Source organism: Sulfolobus sp. E5-1-F (genome assembly GCF_009601705.1).
Classification (GTDB): Archaea; Thermoproteota; Thermoprotei_A; order Sulfolobales; family Sulfolobaceae; genus Saccharolobus.
The window spans coordinates 2515400-2531158 of the sequence record NZ_CP045687.1 but is presented as its reverse complement, the minus strand read 5'-3'; the positions used below and the strand labels follow the sequence as shown (position 1 = coordinate 2531158).

Genomic DNA, 15759 nt, shown 5'->3' with positions numbered 1-15759 from the left:
ATTTTCATTATTAATGAAATAAGCTTTGTTATGTACTCTACATCTCATGCTTATACAAAAAAAGTAATGTAAGAATTACAATATATTATTAACCTTGGAAGCAAGTCTTTAAGGTTAACGTTAAATAGTATTATTTTATACCATGGAATAAAGCTTTTATATTTTTAGAATCAGACTATTGTTCCTAATCCTCTTCCTTTACAACTGAAAGCCCCTCCTTTTTTACGGTACAAAGTAGGTCTCGCATTAAATTATCTTAATTTTCCTCGGACTTCCTAATCTATAGAAACCTCCTTAAGCATTTTATGATAGTATCAGATAATTTATGACAAGAAAAAATATCTCTTTAACCAGTTAGGTTTCCTTGTCCTTAACTTTAGGTCTTACTAATGGCTTGGCTTTTTCTACCATAATACCTTGAGGTCTTATTATAAGGATTATTGTTAGTATAAGTCCAAATAGCATATATTGTAACCATACTGCATCGAAATGCAGATAATACCCTATTGTTTGTTTGTATAGATCGATAATGTGATATAATGTGGAATAGATTAGAGCTCCTAGCATTGCGCCTATTGAAGTCCCTGCACCTCCTAATACTAACATTAAATATGGGTTAAACGACCACGTTAAATTATCGAATGCGCTTGCAAAAACTGAGCCTATATAAAAAGCGTAGAGCGATCCAGCTACACCGGCTAGAAATCCTCCTAATGCCATTGCCTTACCTCTAATCACACCTATATCTCTACCTAGAACTTCTACTAGATCCTCATTTTCTCTGACAGCTCTAAGCACTCTTCCCATTGGGGAGTTCGATATTAAGTTGAATAGAAGAAGCATCACTAATGAGAACGCTAACAGCACTATTGATATCTTGTAATATAAACTAGATCCTTGACCTAGAAGTGCGTTAAATACAGCGGGAACTTGAACACCTACTGTACCTCCAACTATTGGTGGGTAAGTAATCCCTATTATTACTAGTGAAGTCCCAGCTACCAATAATAGTATTCCCAAGTAGTCCTCTCTTAATCTTAAGGCAGGATAAGATGAAATATAGCCCAAGACAGCTCCAACTATCCCAGCTAGGATTAAGGTAAGAATTAAAATTGCAAGAGCCATTAATGGTTGTTCAAACAATTTATCGTTTATCTCTGCTACTATAGAGGGATTATTAAGGATATAATCACCGTGAAGTCCATATATTAATTGTAAAATCCTCCCTGGTATTGCTCCAGCTATAAAAGCTCCTCCAGCATACGCTAGGACTCTACCAAAATTTGGAACTCCAGTTAATCCTATTTCTACATTTAACGATATTACAACCATTAAGTATACTGAGAAGTCAAGGATTATGGCTAAAATAAGAGAGGAAATATCTACTGCCATCATTTCACCCTCATTCCCATAATTCCATTTGGCGCTATTAATAGTACTACTGCAACTACTATGAGTGGTACTAATGTTGAGTATTGGTTAATAACAAAAGGACTTACTCCTATAACTGGAGATAAATATATCGATAATTCAGCCATTACGTATTTCTCAATGAACCCTTCTATAAACCCACCTATAAACCCACCAAATAGGCTCATTAAACCTCCCAGTACGCTTGCTGCGAATATGCTCAATAATATTGTGTACGCTAGCGTGGGTGAAAATACGAATTGTAAAGGATATAAGGAGCCAGCAGCACTTGCTATACCTCCAGCCAAAAACCAAGAAATTGCCTTAACAAGTTTCGTGTTTATACCCATGCTTTCAGCTAATGAGGAGTTTTCAACTGTGGCTCTAATGGATATACCTAATCTAGTCTTATTCAAAAAGAGGTAAAGTGAGAGTATAAACGCTATTGTTAAAATGATGGAAACTAGGAAAACTGCTCTAATCCCTCCTCCTATTTGGTAATCTAGGAATCCTAGTGTTACATCCCTAGATTGTACATTATATACGTAGCCAAGATAGCTTGCATATGCGTTTAGTCCTCCATATAGTAATATTGAAAAGGCTAGAGTAGCAACCATTTGCGACACTAAACCACCCCCTCTCATACTTAAGGGTAGCAATACTCCATAGTATTGGATTAATGCTATTGCCCCACCTAATAAGAAGGCAATAGGTAATGAGAAATATGGATTCTGTTTTAAGACCTCGGCTATGGTAAAGGTCATATAAGAGCCAAATAACAGAAAGATACCGTGAGCGAAATTGGGTACCTTAGTTGTTAAGTAAGTTAAAGTTAGAGAAAGACTCGATAGGCCAAGAATTGAACCATAAACTATTGTATTTATAATTAGAGGATCTATCATTTTGACCTAAACCCCTAAACCTAAGAAGATTCTTCCTAATTCGGGATTTGACAAAAGTTCTAATGGTTTACCTCTAAAAAGAACCCTTCCACTTGTGAACAAATAGGCATTATCGGCTATCTCAAGTGCTTTCTTAGCGTTTTGTTCTACTAATATTATCCCTACCTCAGTCAAATCCCTTATCTCAACAATCTTTTTGAAGACCTCGTTAGCGATTTTAGGAGCTAGCTGTGCAGTAGGTTCATCAAGTAGGAGTATCTTAGGTTTTCTTAACAACGCTAATGATATGGCTACCATCTGTCTTTGCCCTCCGCTTAACTGATACACTTTTCTTTTTAAAATGTCTTTAATTTGGCTAAATAATGTGAATATTATCTCCATCCTCTCGTTGTATTCACTTTCAGATAGATTATAAGAGGCTAATTTGAAATTCTCCTCTACTGTTAACGATCTAAAGACATTATCAATTTGTGCCACGTAAACTAATCCTTTCCTCGATCTCTTATAAGGAGGAAACCTAGTTATATCGTCTCCCTCAAATAATATTTTTCCTGATAATACATTCGTTAAACCTATTAGAGTCTTAAGAAATGTGGACTTTCCACTTCCATTTGGTCCAACTATAGTTACGATCTGCTCCCTGTTTGCAATAAAATCCACGTCGAATAAGATCTGTAATTTTCCATAACCAGCATTAAGTTTAACCGTCTCTAACATCTAATGTCACCCTAGATATGCGTCTATTACAGTGGGATTATTAAGTACATCGTTAACTGAGCCTTTAGCTATTACTTTACCCATGAACATGGCATAAACGTAATCAGCATAATTAGCCACTATATCTAGTCTGTGCTCTACAACAAAAATACCTATATTCTTCTTTAGATCCGTAAGAATATTCAAGAGTTCCTTTGCCAATTGAGGGGTCACTCCAGCTAATGGCTCATCCATAATCAAAAGCTTAGGCTTGGTCATTAGCGCTCTCGCAATTTCCAGTAACTTCAACTGTCCTCCACTCAACTCCCTTGCTGGTCTATCCCATAACCTATCAAGTTTCACGATCTTTAAGATGTTATATGCCTTATCGGCCAATTCTTCCTCTTCCTTAATCCAAAACGGTCTAAATAGAGATTTAAATATTGATTCACCCCTTATTGGGGATACGCCTAATATTACGTTATCTAAAACTGATAAGTTAGGAAAAATCTGGGGGTTTTGAAAAGTCCTAATAATACCTAATTTATACATCTCGTGAGGTTTCTTTCCAGTTATATTTGTTTTTTCAAGAAAAATACTTCCAAAATCTGGCTTATAAACGCCAGTCACGACGTTAATTAAAGTCGACTTTCCACTTCCGTTAGGTCCAATAAGTAAAGTGAATTTGGAATGTTCGACCTCCAATGTTACATTATCCAAAGCCCTAATACCTCCAAAATACTTAGAAACGGAATCCAATTTAAGAAGAGACAAAAAATACACACCCCTTATATATTAACTTATACTACTTAACTTAGACAGAGCTTGCGGATCATCTGGATATAGATATCCTTGTGGGGGTTGTGCAGCTGGTGGAAATCCTATGGTTAACGTATGTGTAGTAACATCATAAACACCGTAGATAGTCCATTCGTAACCAGAAGCTGTCTTATTTACTATCTGCAATTGATATACACCAGATACTCTATCACCATATTTGTCAAACAAGTGATATCCAGACGCGCCATAGAACTTAGCAGCTACTTTCGGTAAAATTGATTTAATAGCAGCTACATTATCACTTCCTACTTTCAATACACTGTAAAAGTATATCCAGAATATGTCATATGTTATATAGGAATAAGCTTGAAGTGTTTTATTGAAGTGTTGTGTTAATTGATCATAGAATACCGTGTGGGCTGGTGCTGCAATAGGATTTAAGAACAATGTTTCAACAGCAACTTGGGCAGCTACTGGATTCTGCACTATTGATCCCACACCAGCAGTACCATCTGAACCATACCATTTAACCTCTGTTAGTTGTGGATATTGGCTTGCTAACTGAAGTATACTAGCTCCTTCTTCAAAAGATACATCGTAAACAGCTACATGATCTTTACCATACTGATTAATTAATTGAGTAATAGTATTTGCTAGCGTACTTACATAACTGGAGAAATCTGTAGTAGAGGGATCATATCTGGCCACAAGCATTACTTTTCCACCCAATGCGGTAAATGTCTTATTTACCACACTTACTAATCCATCACCATAAGTATCCCCCTCCATATTACTGCTATTGCCCTAATACCTTGCTGATACATTATGTTTGCTATTACGGCCCCTTGATAGGTATCATTAGGTACATCCCTAAATATAGTTCCGTTAATCCTATCTGGTGTTGCTAACGCAGGAGAAGTTGATGATGGGGAGAAGAGCATTATGCCATTACTTTCAGCATAAGACATTATTTGCCTCAATTCACCACTTGAAAATGGTCCAATTACTAGCTTAACTCCTTGGGAGTATAAAGTCTGCAAATCAGAAAGGGCAGTCTGTGGATTAGTTGCCGTATCCTCTATTACCACTTGTACTTGCATATTCACACCTAATTGTTTAAGAAGAGAATTGGCTTGATCTTGTGCGTACATTAAAACTTGTTGTGCCTCAGCTCCAACTGAAGATAGTTGACCCGTAAGTGGCAATAGAGCCCCAATTTTAATAACTTGTTGTGTGGTACTTTGAGATTGAGAGGTTGAGGATACAGAGGATTGGCTAGTCGTAGAAGAACTTGGTGTAGGGACATGACTTCCCATCTGCTGAAAATATGCTACTACACCTACTACTATCAATATTATTACTACAACTGCTATTATTATTGCGTTGGTTGTCGATATTGCTCTTCTATATTTATCTTTCATACTACTTAAAGGTAACGTTAGAACGGTATAAAAATTTTACTATATTAGCTGTTTAACTGCAAACTGATTAATCTAAATATATAAAAGGCTTAAAATAAAGCGTTAAATGGCGTCTTAGGGATAAAAATAGCTGGTTTGAGGCGGTAATATCTGTTTAAACTTAAACTCTAAAGTTTATATTCGGGAACAAGTATATTAAACAAGATCATATTGAACATGTCGACATAAATAAATAAAAAAGAAAAAGAATAATATTATCTTAAAAATAATATTTCCTATAATTACTTGTAATTGCAGGGGGTAATGCTAAGAATGGGAGCAAGAATAGTAGTATACTATTACTTTTCTCTTGCGTAGTGTTCTTTAGCCCATATGCTGATGGATTTGTAACCCATGGTGGGTAGTACCCAGCGAAAGGATGACCAGGGAATCCTAAATATCCTAATCCTAATTTAGCTGCAGCTAACCATTCGCTTTGTTCTTGTTGCATTGAAGATACTAATGTGGAGTTCCAAGCAGATAATCCAACCTTGCCAACTTGCTGTAAAGTTAGCAACCCTGAATCTAGTTGGGCGAAAACGTCATCAAATACTCCACCATCAGAGAGCTGATAAACGAAGTTTTGCTCCGACGTATTTAGTAATTGCTGATAATCATACCATTGTGCTGGTTGAGCATACCAATCCGTACCATTCTTATAATAGGTTACTGCTTTGTATTTCGTCCAGACCTCCTGCCCTTGATATGAGGACCAGAAATGGGCTAGTTGTAAAGCTTGCTGTTCTTGAGGACCTACAGGTATACCGATCGTATCTATCACTAACGCATAGTAATTCTGTGTACCTGGGAATGGCGTCTCAATTACAGAAACACTTGAGTTGCTTATGTATTGGGGTAACGGAGGATAAACTGAAACATTTATATAACTTGCGTAATTAGTTACCCAATTTCCATTAGCTTGAAATGCTACTTTACCTTGAGCTAGCAGTGCAAATCCTTGTTCCCATGACATAGATTGCCAACCTGGATAGTTATAACTGGTGAAATTCAAGAACCAGTAGTTTGTTTCATTTATTAGCTTTTGAACCGTTGGGTTACTAAAGTTTAATGTGCCATATATCATTTCATTGTACATTTGTGGTCCAGCTAAGTATAGGAATATGTCCTCCCATACGTTAAATTGATCCCATCCACCGTCTCCACCAGGTATAATCCATGGACTCACACCGTGACTAGCTAGTTGTACAGTATCATATACGAGAGTACTAAAGTTGTAGGGGAACGGTAAATTATATTCCCTTAATAATTGAGCATTTACATAAAGAACTGCTCCCCTATGTACGTTAATTGGTACGGATAATAATGTACCATTATAAGCTCCAGCTTGTAATACTGCGTAGACCGCGTTATTAAGTAGTCCCCATTGGGCTAAATAAGGAGTCATATTTACAAAAGTGTTTATACCATTGGGAGCAGCCTCAACATAACTTATCATTTCTGGTCCATAATGTACTTGAAATGCAGCGGGAGGCTTACCAGCTTGGATAAGGGCTAAGATAGCATACTTTGCATTTGTACCTCCAGCTCCCGGAATAGAGTATGTTTGCATTTGTAAGCCTATATATTGTTTAACTGCAGGTATTATCTGGCTTAGTGCTTCTCCTCCATCACCTCCACCCCACCATGTATAGAAGACCACTGTATTGCTAGGGGTTGACGTTGTTGTAGTGGGTATTGTAGTAGTTGTAGTAAATGTGCTCGTTATTGTAGTAGTTACAGGAGTCGTAGAAGGACTTTTATTTAGTACGAGACCTGCAACTACTCCTATTATTATCACTATTACGATTACGGCTACTATTATTGCGATTTGGGTAGATGTTAATCCTTTTGCTAAACTGTAAGGATATTTCCTTTTCATGGCAATTTATGATAACTAATGATGGTTTATAAAGTTTTTCATTGTAATTACTATTAAACTTATATATATTATTATATATAGATACCCCTATTTAGAAAGTTTCTCTATATAGATACTAAAACAATTTTCATATAAACATCATAGATTCTACATCATAATTAATTTATATATCCCCCTATATATATTTAATCTCGATGAAGAAGGGTACAATAATCTTGGTTGTTCCCACGGCCGTTTTTTCTGCAATATTATTGTACTTAGTAATATGGAATGCAGTAGTATCCTTTATGAATTGGTCCTTGTTGAATTCTAGACCGACATTTGTCGGACTTGAGACCTACGCAACCGTAATAAGGACCTTTCAATTCGCAAACTCTTTGCTACACTCCATAGAATTGTCGGTAATCTTAGTAATTATTGGGAACATTCTGGGTATATTAATTGCCGCTTTACTATACTTTTTAAATTCCGAAAAGGCCAGATCCATTTTTCTCTCAGTAATAATATATCCTTTAGCAATTTCCATGGCTGTTAATGGACTCATTTGGCTTTGGTTATTTAATATTCATATTGGAATAGACTGGCTTTTAGTAAAGATTGGTTTACCTCAATTTCCATGGCTTTCCTCTACCTCTACGATGTTTCCTAGCTTAGTGTTGGTCACAGTTTGGGCATATACTGGAATTGCGGCTCTGTTTTATTTAGCGGGATTTATGAATATAGATAAGACTATAGTGGAGGCGGCGAGATTGGATGGAACTAGTGCTTTCAAAATACTCTACAAGATACTAATTCCTAATTCGATTAACTCTTTTATTATTGCAACAGCCCTTCTATTCTTGTTCTCCTTTAGGATATTTGATCTGCCTTATGTGTTGTCAGGTGGTACTACGAATATCTTCCTTCAAACAAGCGAGTTATATATGTATTATTTATTTACTGTGGAGTATTTCTCTCAAGCCACAGCAGTTGCAACAATAATAACATTAGTCGCTACGATAGTCATTATTCCGTATGCCTTAACTGTGATTAGGAGGTGGATAAGAAGATGAGACCGGTAATAAAGGCGAGTTTACATTATCTAGCATTAGCGATTGTCAGCGTTATATGGCTTATACCAGTTTACGCAATGCTCATAAATGGGTTTAAGAGTAATTTTGAAGTTCTATCTACTCCAGTTTTAGTACCACCTACCAAAATTACGTTTGAAGCGTATATCTCAGTCCTTCTAACACTAGCTAAACCCCTAATTAATAGTCTAATAATAGTTATTCCTACTTCGTTCATTTCAGCATTCCTGGGTGCCATGGGTGCATATTTCTTTTACACATTATCTTATTCGTTTAGTAGAGCTTCTTCCGCCATAAGTGATGTTTTATTCTCTATAATATCCCTAGCTACATTTATTCCCCAGGAAGCTACGCTATTACCTCTAACTAGGCTAATAGTAAGTATGGGACTATTAGATTCTTATATAGGTATAATATTTGCACTATTGATATTTTATATACCTACTGGAGCTTTATTAATGTCAATGTTTATTTCAGTTATCCCTAGGAGTCTGATTGAGGCGGCGAAGATGGATGGAACAGGGGATTTAAAGATTTTCATAAAAATAGTGTTCCCACTTTCTATGCCCGGCTTTATTTCAACGTTAATATTTATTATAATACAGACGTGGAATAACTTCTTTATTCCGTTAGTATTAGTGACAACTCCCGGAATGAAACTAACATCAATAGCTGTATTATCCTATAGTGGAGCTTATGGTACTTTATATAATGATACGTTCGCGGCTGGAATGCTTGCAAGCATAATACCGCTGGCAATATTTGTGTTCCTTGGTAGATACTTTATAAGAGGATTAATGGCACTAGGAGGAGGAGGTAAGGGGGTGTAAAAAATGGTTAAGATTATTGTAAAAAACGTCTCTAAGGTTTTTAAGAAAGGCAAAGTAGTAGCATTAGATAACGTTAATATAACTATTGAAAATGGAGAGAGATTTGGTATATTGGGTCCGAGCGGAGCTGGTAAGACAACCTTCATGAGGATCATAGCAGGGTTGGACGTACCTTCTACCGGAGAACTGTACTTCGATGATAAATTGGTTGCTTCAAACGGTAAACTAATAGTACCTCCAGAAGATAGAAAAATAGGAATGGTATTTCAAACCTGGGCTCTATATCCTAATTTAACAGCGTTTGAGAATATTGCGTTTCCTTTAACTAATATGAAGATGAGTAAAGAAGAGATAAGAAAAAGAGTTGAAGAAGTAGCCAAAATTTTAGATATCCACCATGTTTTAAATCACTTTCCTAGAGAATTGTCTGGAGGGCAACAACAGAGAGTTGCTCTAGCTAGAGCTTTAGTTAAAGATCCATCCTTGCTTCTGCTAGACGAGCCATTTAGTAATTTAGACGCTAGGATGAGAGATAGTGCTAGAGCTTTAGTTAAAGAAGTACAAAGTAGATTAGGTGTAACCTTACTTGTTGTTAGCCATGATCCTGCTGATATTTTCGCCATTGCTGATAGGGTAGGGGTGTTAGTTAAAGGTAAATTAGTTCAAGTAGGTAAACCCGAAGATGTATATGATAATCCAGTATCTATTCAAGTTGCCAGCCTCATAGGTGAAATCAACGAATTGGAGGGAAAGGTAACTAATGAGGGTATAGTTATAGGTAGTTTTAGATTTCCAGTAAGTGTCTCTAGTGATAGAGTGATAATTGGTATTAGACCAGAAGATGTGAGGCTATCCAAAGATGTAATTAGGGACGACTCTTGGATTTTAGTGGGGAAGGGAAGGGTCAAAGTTATAGGCTATCAAGGAGGATTATTCAGAGTAACTATAACTCCGTTAGATTCGGAGGAAGAAATATTTACGTACTCTGATCATCCAATACATTCTGGCGAAGAAATATTAGTGTATGTGAGAAAGGATAAGATAAAAATCTTTGAAAAAAATTAGGTTACTAAAAAAGAAATCCTATTTTTTATTTTTATCTATTGGGTTCTTTGTGGTTCTTCAGTTAATCTAGTTCCTAATGTCTCTGGTCCGAACTATTGAGCAATACCAACTATTAAAGCTCCAATCATTAATAATACTGCAGTAGAGAACCATACGTTACTTGGCGTATCTATTGACTTGAATAAGTAATTATGCATTAATGGTACGTATATACTGAACCAACCACCTATGAAAATTCCAGAGGAATAACCGAAACCAACTCCTGAAGCTCTCATTGACGCTTTAAATCTCTCAGATAAGTATATCGGTATTATTCCCCAAGGTCCTTGTGTTATTATACCAATAATTATTGAAAATAACATAGCAATTGAAGGGTTACCCGCAATTGCAGCAGTTATCAGTCCATAATAAATTGGTATTGCAATGATAAAGGTGATTATACTCCATATTATTGTTAACCTTCTTCTTCCAACGTATTGGGATAAGGCACCAAACATTACTGCACCAGCAAATGCAGCGTAAGTACCAATACTGTATATGTAGTTTGCTTCTCCAAGGCTAAATGTGGAAGGGCTGTGTTCTAAAATCGTAGGAACAAATGCAAATAGAGCATAGGCGAAGAAGAACATGCCAGTCATATAAGCCATGACTTGGAAGAAGTCTCTTCTGTAGGGAGCTTTAAACAAATCCACTAGTGGTGTCCTTCTGATTAAGTTCTTCTTTTTAACGTCCTCAAAAACTGGTGTTTCTTTCATTGCTAGTCTTACTGCTAGAGCTATAAAAGCTGGTATTAGGGCAGTTAAAAACACGTATCTCCACGCAAATTCTTGAACACCGGTTACACCATAAATTCTTATGAAGATTCCCTCTACAACAGCAGCTAATGCAGCACCAAATGAGAAACCGCCTTGGACTAGTCCACTAATGAGACCTCTCCATTTATAGGGCGTCCATTCCATGGCAAATGGATGGCCAGCAGAGTATTCACCACCAGCGAAAATTCCTACTGCAATTCTTATTAAAACGAATAGAATGAATGAAAGAATGCCGACTTGTGCGTAAGTTGGTAATGCAGAAGTTAGCGCGCTAACTATTCCTAAACCTAACACCGTAATTATTAAGTCAGCTCTTCTACCTATCTTATCTCCCAAATTCCCGAATATTGCTGAGCCTAAAGGTCTGAATATTATTGTTAGAGAGTAAGAAAGAATAATATTAAAGGTTGCAATTAGTGGACTTGCAGGTGGTAGAATCACCTTTGCTAACACTGGAGCTATACTTAAAATCATTGTTAAATCATAGGAGTCTAGAAGGAATCCTATAAACTGGGATATTATTGCTTTACCGGAGTCTCAGGTGAACTTTTCTGGCTCCATAGTATTATATAAAAAACTTACTATTTTATGAATTTAACTCTTGTAGAAGAGAATATAATATATTTTAACAGCTTATCATGCTCAACATTATATACCTCTTAAATGGTAAAGAGAGATATGAAGGACATAAATAAAATAGCTATTATTGGAGGAGTGAGGTCTTTTAGCGGCTCCATAATTTGGCCATTCATTGGGTTTGCTTTATATAAAGTGTATGGATTCTCCCTGGATACAGTTTCAATATTCTACTTATTCCAAGCTCTAATAAACGTTATTGCGTCAATTATTGGAGGGATAGTGGTCGACTATATAGGGAGGAGAAACGCAATGATGATTTCTATTATTGCTTCCTCACTGGCCCTATTCACTGCGTATCTAGTCAATCTCCCCATACCCATAGCGGGATTGATTTTATTGCAAACATTCTTTAATAATATATACAACGTATCTTCTACTGCAATAGTCGGGGATATCTATAAAAGGGCTGATCTAGTTAAGGCATTTAGTAGGCAAAGGGTTGGGATTAATGCTGGGTGGGCCTTGGGGCCCTTAATTGGCGGATATATTTTCACATTTTACGGATTTAGGTTACTACTACTAGTATCAAGTCTGATTGCGATTTTCCCAATATCCCTAGTTAAATTATTGCCTGAATTTAAGGGAGAGGGTACTATTTTAAATTTTAACGTTAATAAGCAATTTATCCTTTTCCTAATTTCTACCTTTCTTACTTTCGTGTTAGTGGGGCAGTTGGGATTCGGTTTGCTAACATATTATAATACCCAACTTGATTTCACAGAATTTCAAGTCAGCATATTATTTGCCATAAACGGAATTATGATAGTAGCATTCCAAGATGTTGTCGGGAGAATTATAAGTAAAAGGGTGTGGTTAATCATTATTGGGATGCTAATTTATACCTTTGGATATTTCGCAGTTGCATTCATCACTAACTTTCTAGTGGCATCTATTGACATTATGATTATAACAATCGCTGAAATGATGGTGACGCCACTATCACAAGCCATTGCAAACTCTTTAGCAAATCAGAGCTCTAGGGGAAGACAAATTGGATTATACAGTATGGTTACTGGAATTGGCAGGGTATTGGGATCATCGTTAATGAGTGAGCTTATGAACTATTATCTATACACTCCAGTTATCTTATGGGGAATAATGTCCTCCTTTGGTCTCGTTTCTGCAGTTATGTATTTGTATCAAATAAAAAGGATAAAAATTTGATATTAATTCATTCTGGCGTTAGACTTTTGCTTAACGAATTCATAAATTGCCACTAAAATTATTACTCCTATCACGTCATCAATCGGAATATCAACATAAACTGGATAAAACCACGCCCACGAAAAGGGTAGCTTAAGATCAATTATCCAATACATAACATCCTCAACTACTGAGCCGTAAATTAAGTACCAAACTGTCTCAATGGATAGTAGTTTTCCCGACGCAAGATATGAAGGAAATCCAAAAATTAATATGTAAATTACTCTGTAGAAATAAAGTGATATTGCTGGAGTAAATATACTTTTCATCCATGCTGGTGAACTTACAACCTTTGAAGGATCCCATTGCATTCCTAGTTCGAGTACGGCGTAAATAAACGAGAAAACAGTCATAATTATTACCCCTTTTCTATTGATCATAATCTTAAAATTAACCTAGACTATTATATATCTATGTTGGATAAAGTTAGGGAGACTGTAAGGAAATTTGATCCAAATGCAGAAATACAAGTCAGCAAAGATAAGAAATTTACAAAAATAAGAGTTAAAAGTAACAGATACTGTGACAGAGCTAGGATTTGGATTTCTCTACACGAACTCTTTAAAGATCGTGAAGACGTCATAATAGAGGTGGAATGATAATGAGAGTACCTAATAATGACATTGTAATTAAGTAGAAGTAATCGAAATTATATTTAGTTAAATTAAAGAGAATCTTATTATTCTTTAGCGATAAACAATATGTGATTTCCCTTACAATAATTACTGTAACCGGTAAAAGAATAAGGCTTAGTTTTGAGAGAAGTGAGAGGGTGAAGAGTACTATTACATTCATCTGAATTATCGAGTTCAAAACTGACCATTGGATAACGTTTAATATTTTAGGTTTCATATTGCCTGGATAGTGGAGAACCTTACCCATTACAAGCTTTATGAATATGTGCGCAATTAAAAGGGAAAATATTATTTCCCTAGTTAGTATATTGTAACTAATATTAAGCAATATCGCTACTAAAGTGCCTATCATATAATATGTAATACTTGAAATGATAGGAACTGTGTAAGATTCTTTCACTTTTTTAAATGAGTAGAAATAATAGGAAAAAAGTAATCCCTTGTAAGGATCTAGTCCTTCTACTATCCCTAAGCTAAGGATAGCAATAAGAGTCAGAGGAAGCATCTCCTCCCCTTAACCTAACTTGATGTGACCTAGCCTCTCCAAAATCCACAAAGAACTCCTTATCGATGTCCAAACCTCCTTCTGACTTAGCATTTAGTTTAACCATCCATCCCTTTAAGCCCTCTGGATAGAATTGGTTATCCCAAGAACTATAAAGGGAATTAGTAACGTATACTCTTTTTCCATCCCTACTAATTTCAATCATTTGAGGAGCTCCGGTAAGTTTATGGCCAGAGGGGTGATCAGCCCTATGATATATACCACCTAATTTAACCTTCCCAGTAAGTACTGGTTTAAACGGATCGCTTACATTATACTGTCTAACCTCTCCTATACCCCACAAGCTGACGTAAAGGAACTTATCGTCAAGGCTCAAATCTATATCCGTAACTAATGGTGGCACGGCCTTAAATGGTTTTAATATCTCCGGTAAACCTCCTTCAGTAGGCTCTGCGGGAATTTCAATAACCTTTTCTGCATTCCACTTTCCATCTTCATAATACCATAACCAGATGGAACTACTCAAATCCTTAAGGCTTACAACCATATTTATGAATCCCATAAGTTTAGTTGGATCATGCAATGGTCTTAGTTCTAACGCCATTCTGTTTTCCTCTCCAAGAGTTAGACTTGCTATTTTCTTTCTCTTTCTAAGGTCCCAGAAGTGTATCCTATTACCATACCTATCTTTCAGATGTTCTAATTTAAGGCCATTTTCAATAGTATTCGGCACTGCCCATTCGCTAGTTACCATTACCTCATTTGGTAGGTTCCACCAGAAATCATAGGCCAAATATTGATCCCCTCTATATATCTCCCACCTGCCTAAGGGTTCAAAACTGTAATGGTCTAACATTAAAATTCCCCCTGGACCCTCACCATTTTCACTACCTAAAGCACTTATGTAGATACCATCTGGTCCGCAATGTACTGTATGTAGCCTACTGTAGCCCGTTACCTTCTTAATTTCAGCTTGTTCTATAGTTTTAACTATATTAGGCTGTTTGGGATTTAATTTTGTATCCATTATGTAAATTCTTGAGGAACGTAAACTAGGTACAACTAAGAATCTTCTCTCAAAATTTGGTCTTCCATTAGGGCATAATGCAGAGCTACAAGCATTCCAACCAAAGTGGTGTAACTCATCATTTAAATATGGTAGCTCAACCTTATGGATTATCTTAGAATAAGTTTCCGATTCGGGATTTACATCAACTACCGCTATGAAATCTGGCCTATTTATTCCAGTTCCAGTATATAGACAAGCTACATAAGCTAAGTCCTCTGGAGGGGATTTCATGGCCATTTTTGGAGATGGGTAAAATGTGGGATCTCTCTTAAAGGGGGCAAAAACTGACGGTAATTCCATTAAAGTTATTTTGTATCTAAACCTTATAAAGTTTTATTATTTGTGCAAATTATTGAGGTTCAACATTCATGTTAATTTTCTTATCCCTTATTATATACCATGTTCCAAGTCCAATTGCACCAAGACGTCTCTCCACGTCTTTAAAAGTAATTTCCACTACTACTGCAGTTCTACCTTTTCTTATTACCTTTGCTTCAACAATGAATGGCCCCTTATACATTGGCTCTAGGAAATTTACCTTTAGTTCTTGTGTGACTTGATCCATTCCATCGTTTATTGATAGAACTGCCAATCCCCGTGTAGTCTATGGAAACTACTATCATTCCACCGTTCAGAATATTTCCTCTTCTTGTCAATTCCTTCTTGAAAGGTATTTATGTTATTGCATATCCCTCCTTTATCTCTAAAATTTTCACACCTAGGTAATGAAATACATAGTCGCTATCGTATCTCTGTAAAATTTTTCAATATCATAGTTTTGAGAATTCATCGATATATGAA

Annotated in this window: 16 protein-coding genes and 1 pseudogene; 5 read left to right on the top strand and 12 right to left on the bottom strand. The window is 36.1% G+C overall.

Annotation, left to right across the window (positions count from 1 at the left end):
* Positions 1 to 354 precede the first annotated feature (354 nt).
* From GFS03_RS13215 to glcS, 7 genes are all read right to left on the bottom strand, one after another.
* On the bottom strand, positions 355 to 1392 hold the full coding sequence (locus GFS03_RS13215) for a branched-chain amino acid ABC transporter permease (protein ID WP_153424604.1): 1038 nt from the start codon (positions 1390 to 1392) through the stop codon (positions 355 to 357).
* Complete coding sequence (locus tag GFS03_RS13210) at positions 1392 to 2312, bottom strand: branched-chain amino acid ABC transporter permease (protein WP_153424512.1); 921 nt, start codon at positions 2310 to 2312, stop codon at positions 1392 to 1394. Before GFS03_RS13210 ends, GFS03_RS13215 begins: the two co-directional genes overlap by 1 nt.
* A gap of 6 nt (positions 2313 to 2318) precedes the next feature.
* Positions 2319 to 3029 carry an ABC transporter ATP-binding protein gene (locus GFS03_RS13205; RefSeq protein ID WP_153424511.1) on the bottom strand — a complete coding sequence of 237 codons (711 nt, stop codon included), beginning with the start codon at positions 3027 to 3029 and terminating at the stop codon, positions 2319 to 2321.
* 6 nt (positions 3030 to 3035) lie between these two features.
* A complete protein-coding gene (locus GFS03_RS13200; RefSeq protein ID WP_153424510.1) occupies positions 3036 to 3791 on the bottom strand; it encodes an ABC transporter ATP-binding protein in 756 nt (251 codons plus the stop codon).
* Positions 3792 to 3803: 12 nt separating this feature from the next.
* Positions 3804 to 4577 (bottom strand): hypothetical protein, encoded by a 774-nt coding sequence (locus GFS03_RS13700; protein WP_256365644.1) that lies wholly within the window; start codon positions 4575 to 4577, stop codon positions 3804 to 3806.
* A complete protein-coding gene (locus GFS03_RS13695; RefSeq protein ID WP_256365643.1) occupies positions 4547 to 5209 on the bottom strand; it encodes an ABC transporter substrate-binding protein in 663 nt (220 codons plus the stop codon). The genes GFS03_RS13700 and GFS03_RS13695 overlap by 31 nt, the downstream gene beginning before the upstream one ends.
* Positions 5210 to 5468: 259 nt before the next feature.
* Entirely contained in the window at positions 5469 to 7127 is a 1659-nt protein-coding gene (gene glcS, locus GFS03_RS13190; protein WP_153424509.1) for a glucose ABC transporter substrate-binding protein GlcS, read from the bottom strand.
* A 194-nt stretch (positions 7128 to 7321) separates the two neighbouring features.
* On the opposite strand from glcS, the gene glcT reads away from it, so the two are divergent.
* The 3 genes from glcT to glcV are packed head-to-tail and all read left to right on the top strand — an operon-like array spanning position 7322 to position 10092.
* Positions 7322 to 8179, top strand: a complete 858-nt coding sequence (glcT, locus tag GFS03_RS13185; RefSeq protein WP_153424508.1) for a glucose ABC transporter permease GlcT — start codon at positions 7322 to 7324, stop codon at positions 8177 to 8179.
* Positions 8176 to 9027, top strand: coding sequence for a glucose ABC transporter permease GlcU (gene glcU / locus GFS03_RS13180; RefSeq protein WP_153424507.1), 852 nt, complete (start codon positions 8176 to 8178; stop codon positions 9025 to 9027). The genes glcT and glcU overlap by 4 nt, the downstream gene beginning before the upstream one ends.
* A 3-nt stretch (positions 9028 to 9030) precedes the next feature.
* Positions 9031 to 10092: a glucose ABC transporter ATP-binding protein GlcV gene (gene glcV / locus GFS03_RS13175; RefSeq protein WP_153424506.1), complete on the top strand. Its 1062-nt coding sequence runs from the start codon at positions 9031 to 9033 to the stop codon at positions 10090 to 10092.
* Between the two features lie 92 nt (positions 10093 to 10184).
* Here the strand turns inward: glcV and GFS03_RS13170 are convergent, their stop codons facing one another.
* Entirely contained in the window at positions 10185 to 11429 is a 1245-nt protein-coding gene (locus GFS03_RS13170) for an MFS transporter (RefSeq protein WP_238699248.1), read from the bottom strand.
* Between the two features lie 156 nt (positions 11430 to 11585).
* Between GFS03_RS13170 and GFS03_RS13165 the strand changes: the two genes are divergently transcribed.
* Complete coding sequence (locus GFS03_RS13165) at positions 11586 to 12710, top strand: MFS transporter (protein ID WP_153424505.1); 1125 nt, start codon at positions 11586 to 11588, stop codon at positions 12708 to 12710.
* A gap of 2 nt (positions 12711 to 12712) precedes the next feature.
* On the opposite strand, the gene GFS03_RS13160 is transcribed toward GFS03_RS13165, so the two are convergent.
* A complete protein-coding gene (locus tag GFS03_RS13160) occupies positions 12713 to 13129 on the bottom strand; it encodes a hypothetical protein (RefSeq protein WP_153424504.1) in 417 nt (138 codons plus the stop codon).
* Between the two features lie 33 nt (positions 13130 to 13162).
* Between GFS03_RS13160 and GFS03_RS13155 the strand changes: the two genes are divergently transcribed.
* Positions 13163 to 13348, top strand: a complete 186-nt coding sequence (locus tag GFS03_RS13155; RefSeq protein WP_153424503.1) for a hypothetical protein — start codon at positions 13163 to 13165, stop codon at positions 13346 to 13348.
* On the opposite strand, the gene GFS03_RS13150 is transcribed toward GFS03_RS13155, so the two are convergent.
* From GFS03_RS13150 to GFS03_RS13140, 3 genes and pseudogenes are all read right to left on the bottom strand, one after another.
* Positions 13329 to 13889 (bottom strand): hypothetical protein, encoded by a 561-nt coding sequence (locus GFS03_RS13150; protein ID WP_153424502.1) that lies wholly within the window; start codon positions 13887 to 13889, stop codon positions 13329 to 13331. The two genes, GFS03_RS13155 and GFS03_RS13150, sit on opposite strands and share 20 nt — an antisense overlap.
* Positions 13858 to 15258, bottom strand: coding sequence for a selenium-binding family protein (locus tag GFS03_RS13145; protein ID WP_153424501.1), 1401 nt, complete (start codon positions 15256 to 15258; stop codon positions 13858 to 13860). Before GFS03_RS13145 ends, GFS03_RS13150 begins: the two co-directional genes overlap by 32 nt.
* Positions 15259 to 15307: 49 nt before the next feature.
* Positions 15308 to 15748, bottom strand: a pseudogene (locus tag GFS03_RS13140) (PaaI family thioesterase).
* Between the last annotated feature and the right edge of the window lie 11 nt (positions 15749 to 15759).

What these genes read in the sequence shown, in the direction of transcription:
- GFS03_RS13150 (WP_153424502.1), bottom strand. Translation starts at nt 13,889, where the DNA reads ATGCTTCCTCTGACTCTTATTGCTATCCTTAGCTTAGGGATAGTAGAA.
- GFS03_RS13695 (WP_256365643.1), bottom strand. Translation starts at nt 5,209, where the DNA reads ATGAAAGATAAATATAGAAGAGCAATATCGACAACCAACGCAATAATA.
- GFS03_RS13210 (WP_153424512.1), bottom strand. Translation starts at nt 2,312, where the DNA reads ATGATAGATCCTCTAATTATAAATACAATAGTTTATGGTTCAATTCTT.
- glcT (WP_153424508.1), top strand. Translation starts at nt 7,322, where the DNA reads ATGAAGAAGGGTACAATAATCTTGGTTGTTCCCACGGCCGTTTTTTCT.
- glcV (WP_153424506.1), top strand. Translation starts at nt 9,031, where the DNA reads ATGGTTAAGATTATTGTAAAAAACGTCTCTAAGGTTTTTAAGAAAGGC.
- GFS03_RS13700 (WP_256365644.1), bottom strand. Translation starts at nt 4,577, where the DNA reads ATGGAGGGGGATACTTATGGTGATGGATTAGTAAGTGTGGTAAATAAG.
- glcU (WP_153424507.1), top strand. Translation starts at nt 8,176, where the DNA reads ATGAGACCGGTAATAAAGGCGAGTTTACATTATCTAGCATTAGCGATT.
- GFS03_RS13215 (WP_153424604.1), bottom strand. Translation starts at nt 1,392, where the DNA reads ATGGCAGTAGATATTTCCTCTCTTATTTTAGCCATAATCCTTGACTTC.
- GFS03_RS13145 (WP_153424501.1), bottom strand. Translation starts at nt 15,258, where the DNA reads ATGGAATTACCGTCAGTTTTTGCCCCCTTTAAGAGAGATCCCACATTT.
- GFS03_RS13160 (WP_153424504.1), bottom strand. Translation starts at nt 13,129, where the DNA reads ATGATCAATAGAAAAGGGGTAATAATTATGACTGTTTTCTCGTTTATT.
- GFS03_RS13155 (WP_153424503.1), top strand. Translation starts at nt 13,163, where the DNA reads ATGTTGGATAAAGTTAGGGAGACTGTAAGGAAATTTGATCCAAATGCA.
- GFS03_RS13205 (WP_153424511.1), bottom strand. Translation starts at nt 3,029, where the DNA reads ATGTTAGAGACGGTTAAACTTAATGCTGGTTATGGAAAATTACAGATC.
- GFS03_RS13165 (WP_153424505.1), top strand. Translation starts at nt 11,586, where the DNA reads ATGAAGGACATAAATAAAATAGCTATTATTGGAGGAGTGAGGTCTTTT.
- glcS (WP_153424509.1), bottom strand. Translation starts at nt 7,127, where the DNA reads ATGAAAAGGAAATATCCTTACAGTTTAGCAAAAGGATTAACATCTACC.